The following is a 4,392-nucleotide window of genomic DNA, read 5'->3' on the forward strand; positions in this document are numbered from 1 at the left end:
TAGCTAAATAGCGGCTTTTTTAAGCAGCCGGACGCTAAATTTTGCCTCCAAATCGGGCTTTTGCGCGAGCTTGTGCAAGCCGATTTTGATCTTTCGGCGTAAAATTTTATCGGGCGCCTTGCCTTATTCGGCTCTTGCTTTTTGCGGCACAGCTCGTGGTTAAATTTAGCGCTCGGATGGGACGAGCTGCATAAACAGCGAGCGAGTAAATTTACGCTTACGGACATGTACCGAGCGGAGCAGGGCGCCAGCCGATAAAGACGGTACGCCGTGCGGATATGATGCCACGTCGGGCGAGTAGGGCGGCGTCATTCGGAGTAGGGTATGTTGCCTAGCGGCGCGGGCGGGCGAGTGCTGCGCGCGATGATAAAACCGCGACGATGAAATTTTAAATTTTGCCCTATACGTTTATCGGCTCGGGATTTATTGCTATGAAATTTTTCCGCAGATCGCTAAGATCGCAATCGGTAGCCGTGATCGTAAAATCATCCGTCATGTCGAGCGCAAATTCGCCAAGACCTGCTTTGAGCTGCTTCACGCACTCCCAAATGAGCTTTTTAGCCTGCGCATATTTATCATTTAGCTGCGTTTCTTGATTGAAAAGATCGAAAATTTTCGCCGTTTCGTAGTCTACTTCGACCTCAGCTCGAAACTCGTAATCAGGAACGAGCCAAAGAAGCCAGCCATCTTTTCGCGCAAGCCACTGCGCGCGCTGTTCTTGCGAACCGAATCCGATGATCGGCGGCAAACTCCTATTGTCGCAAGCTAAATTTATGCAGTAGAGCTTGCAGTCTGGCACATGCTTTTTGATCGTCTCTTTAATCGCGGGCAGCAGCCTTTGCGCGGCGAGCTCATAAAGCTTTTTGTAGCTCATATCCTTATCGGGCTTTTGATAGCGCACATAACTATTTTCGGTTATTAAGCTCAGCTCGCCCATTGCGTCAAATTCATAGTTTGTTACGTCATTCCTTCTGCCTGCGCGAGGGTGCTCTACATACTCCCGTCTTTGTGCGAGTTTGCCGCCTTCGTAAGTAAAATTTTCTATCCCATAGGCGTTGTTGTCAAAGGCCGAGTAGATGGACTTTAGCTCGCCATCCTCATAGATAAATCTTTTTATATTGAAGCATCCTACGCATCTTTTGTTATAGCAACCAAATTCGTATTTTAAAACTTCGTCCCTCCCCCAAAAATAAAGGCTTTCAAAGAAATGTTTTTTGCCGTCATGTTGCCTTTCAAAAACGACGCGGTCTTGCGCGTCAAAGCCGTATTCGTAGGCGTTTACGATCTTTTTTGGTTTAGCTTTTAAAATTTTGCCCTTAAAGAAGCGGTTATATTCGAAATAAAACGGCTCTAAATTGATATAGCTACCCGACGCCCAGCGCCTGCTTACGACCTGCGCTTCGGCTATTTTATTTAAGGCTTTGTATTCATCTCTCACGCTTTTTAAAAACGTTCGCAGTCTTTCTATCTCATCCATTGCTTCGCTCATTTTATCTCCCGTGTGGTTTGTAAATTTTAAATTTAGCTGCGCCTGCGAGCTAAATTTCAGTCGCTTGCAAGCTCATTTTTTCAAAAATTTTAAAATTTCGCTCGGCACCAGGTGCGAAACGTCGCCGCCGTGGCTCAAAACGGAGCGGACAATCGAGCTTGAGATGAAGGCGTTTTTGAGCGTCGGCATCAAATACACGCTCTCAAATTCCTCCCATAGCGAGGCGTTTGCATAGCCGATCTGCAGCTCGTATTCAAAGTCGCTAACCGCGCGAAGTCCGCGGATAACGAAGCGCACGCCGCAAGATTTAGCAAAATCCACGAGCAGATTATCAAAGCTTTGCACGCTCACGCCACGAAGCCCGCGTGTCGCGACACGCGCCATCTCTAGTCTGGATTGTAGGCTGAAGTAGGGCTTCTTGCTCTCGTTGAGCGCGACTGCGACGATGACTTCATCAAAAAGCCCTAGCGCGCGCTTGATGACGTCCAAATGGCCGTTTGTGATAGGATCGAAAGTGCCCGGATAGATACATTTTCTTGAGTTTTGCATTATTGCCACCTCTTAAACAGCTCGTTTTGCACGCCCAGCGCGTCGCACCACTTGCCGATTATGAAATTTTTTAAATTTTGCACGCCGCAGTAGCCTGCGATCACGGGCGGAGCGATGATGACGCCGAGCGCGGCTAGCTCGCTCATCTGACGCAGGCTGATCGCAGAAAGCGGCATCTCACGCACGCCAAGAACCAGCCGCTTGTGCTCTTTTAACGCGACTGCGGCGGCGCGCGTGCTTAAACTGTCGCAAAGCCCGCCGTAAATTTTAGCCAAAGAGCCGATAGAGCAGGGCGCAAAGATCACTGCATCAATGCCAAAGGAGCCCGAAGCGGGCGGCGCGCTCAGATCGTCGTCGGGATAAAATTTTACACTCCTAAATTCCGCAGATTTTAGAGCCTCGTCCGCGTCTATGCCGCTTTCGGCGCGCAGGACGCGGCGTGCGCCCTGCGTAAGCACGGCGTGAATTTCATGCGGCGAGCTGGCAAGAAATTTAAGCAGATCAAGCCCGATCTCGCAGAAACTGGCGCCGCTTACGCAAACTAAAATTTTCATTTCAAGGCTTTCATATCGAAATTTTGTGCTTCAAAAACGAGTGGAACGGAAGGAATTTTAAAATTTGAAGTTAAGATGGAGCGGGAAACGAGAGTCGAACTCGCGACATCAACCATGGCAAGGTTGCGCTCTACCACTGAGCTATTCCCGCATGCGGTAAAAATAAAGCGCGATTGTAGCCTATAAATTTTCATTTGTCAATAATTTCTCGCTTAAATTTCATAAATTTTTACGATTTCTCCAGCGCGAACTTTGTCGCATTCGGGATCAGCCAAGAAAAAATGCGATGCCGCAGCCAGCGGTCTGATGCGCCCAGAAGGCGACGGCATAGGCGTAAAAACTCCGCCTTCATATGCGCCTACAGTTAAATTTACTCTGCCGCTTTTTAGCTTCAGATCGCTTGCGAGCTTGGCATAGATCGCCGCTTCTGCGCTAAAAGCCTCGCTTGCGCCGCTAAGCTTAAATAGGATCGGCAGTATGACTGCGCGCGTAAGCACGAAAGCAGCCATTGGATTGCCTGCCATTGCAAAGATGAATTTGCCGTCTTTTGCGAAGCACTTGCTGGGGCGGCCGGGCTTGATATCAATGTGATCGAAAACCTGCAAAAATCCAAGTTCACTCATAGCGCTTTGCATAAAATCCGCCTCCCCAGCACTTGCTCCACCGCTGGTAATTAGCACGTCAAATTTACGCGTAGCAGCGTTTAGCGCCTCGCATACCGCGCTAAAATCATCCTTTAAAATCCCTAAATACTCGTTTTCAAAGCCGTATTTTTGCAGCAATGCAGCAATACCACTAGAGTTGGCGTTATAAATTTCGCGCTCACTTGCGCTCTGCCACGGCTCTTTTAGCTCGTTTCCACTGGAAAATAGGGCGATTTTAGGACGCGCGTAAACGTCCACTTCGTAAATTCCTTGCGCGGCAAGAAGCATGATTTTAGCAGGGTTTAAAATTTCGCCACGGCGCAATAAAAGCTCGCCCGCACGCACCTCCTCGCCTTTTTTACGAAAGCCGTCGTGAGCATGAACGGAAGCAGGGATTTTTAGAGTTCCGCCTTGCGCGTCTACATCCTCTAGCCTCGCGACGGAGTCCGCGCCTGCAGGCATTGGCGCGCCGGTCATTATCTTTTGCGCTTGCGCAGCCTTGATTTCATAAAATTTTTCGTCTCCTGCAAAAATCGTAGGCTCTACGATCTCTAGCTCTTCGTCTTTGAATTCCGCCGCGTAGGCATAGCCGTCAAGCGCCGAATTATCGAAGCAGGGCAGGTTTTTAAGCGCAGAAATATCGCTAGAAAGGATGCGACCTAGAGCGCTGGGAAGAGGTACCTTTTCGCTCTGCCTGCTTGATGTGATTCTAGCCGTAGCCAAATCTATAGCCTCATTTATTCCTATCATTTTAAGTCCTTTTTATCATTTTTTTACATTTTAAATTCGCGCAGTTAAGACCTTGCGTAGCCTTGAATTCTATATTGTGCCAAAGCTTGCAAAGCAAAATTTTACCCAAATAAATGCGCGAAATTTTACGGGCTCAATTGCCTTATTTTAATGCTAGTGTTACTTAAAATTTCAAAACATTTCGCTCGTAAAATTCCGCATCGCTTGCTTGCGCAAGATTTTATTTCGAAGTCTTCATTCCTCAAGCCTCTGTATGTCCGCACCAAGCGCACCAAGCTTAGCTTCCAGCCTCTCATATCCGCGATCTAGGTGGTAAATTCTATGTATTTTGCTCTCGCCGCGCGCCGCAAGGGCAGCTAAAACGAGAGCTGAGCTGGCGCGCAGATCGGTCGCCATAACGTCCGCG

5 protein-coding genes, 1 tRNA gene and 1 pseudogene are annotated in these 4,392 nt (G+C 48.5%); all 7 read right to left on the reverse strand.

Annotated features, from left to right (window positions below):
* Positions 1-227 (reverse strand): hypothetical protein (locus tag Q0236_RS11470; RefSeq protein WP_297918122.1); only part of this gene is annotated, 227 nt, incomplete at its 3' end.
* Positions 228-400: 173 nt separating this feature from the next.
* Positions 401-1,489 carry a hypothetical protein gene (locus Q0236_RS11475; protein WP_297918125.1) on the reverse strand — a complete coding sequence of 363 codons (1,089 nt, stop codon included), beginning with the start codon at positions 1,487-1,489 and terminating at the stop codon, positions 401-403.
* Between the two features lie 72 nt (positions 1,490-1,561).
* Positions 1,562-2,038 carry a pantetheine-phosphate adenylyltransferase gene (coaD, locus tag Q0236_RS11480; protein WP_297918127.1) on the reverse strand — a complete coding sequence of 159 codons (477 nt, stop codon included), beginning with the start codon at positions 2,036-2,038 and terminating at the stop codon, positions 1,562-1,564.
* A complete protein-coding gene (locus Q0236_RS11485) occupies positions 2,038-2,592 on the reverse strand; it encodes a UbiX family flavin prenyltransferase (protein ID WP_297918129.1) in 555 nt (184 codons plus the stop codon). Before Q0236_RS11485 ends, coaD begins: the two co-directional genes overlap by 1 nt.
* 76 nt (positions 2,593-2,668) lie before the next feature.
* A tRNA-Gly gene (locus tag Q0236_RS11490) sits at positions 2,669-2,743 on the reverse strand.
* A gap of 61 nt (positions 2,744-2,804) precedes the next feature.
* Positions 2,805-3,986: a molybdopterin molybdotransferase MoeA gene (locus Q0236_RS11495; RefSeq protein ID WP_297918132.1), complete on the reverse strand. Its 1,182-nt coding sequence runs from the start codon at positions 3,984-3,986 to the stop codon at positions 2,805-2,807.
* A 234-nt stretch (positions 3,987-4,220) separates the two neighbouring features.
* A pseudogene (locus tag Q0236_RS11500) lies at positions 4,221-4,392 on the reverse strand (UDP-N-acetylglucosamine 1-carboxyvinyltransferase); the annotation flags it as partial.

The sequence above is a fragment of the uncultured Campylobacter sp. genome (genome assembly GCF_938031315.1).
GTDB lineage: Bacteria > Campylobacterota > Campylobacteria > Campylobacterales > Campylobacteraceae > Campylobacter_B.

Excerpts from the sequence above, each read along its gene's own strand:
- Q0236_RS11485 (WP_297918129.1), bottom strand. The coding sequence starts at position 2,592 with ATGAAAATTTTAGTTTGCGTAAGCGGCGCCAGTTTCTGCGAGATCGGG.
- Q0236_RS11495 (WP_297918132.1), bottom strand. The coding sequence starts at position 3,986 with ATGATAGGAATAAATGAGGCTATAGATTTGGCTACGGCTAGAATCACA.
- coaD (WP_297918127.1), bottom strand. The coding sequence starts at position 2,038 with ATGCAAAACTCAAGAAAATGTATCTATCCGGGCACTTTCGATCCTATC.
- Q0236_RS11475 (WP_297918125.1), bottom strand. The coding sequence starts at position 1,489 with ATGAGCGAAGCAATGGATGAGATAGAAAGACTGCGAACGTTTTTAAAA.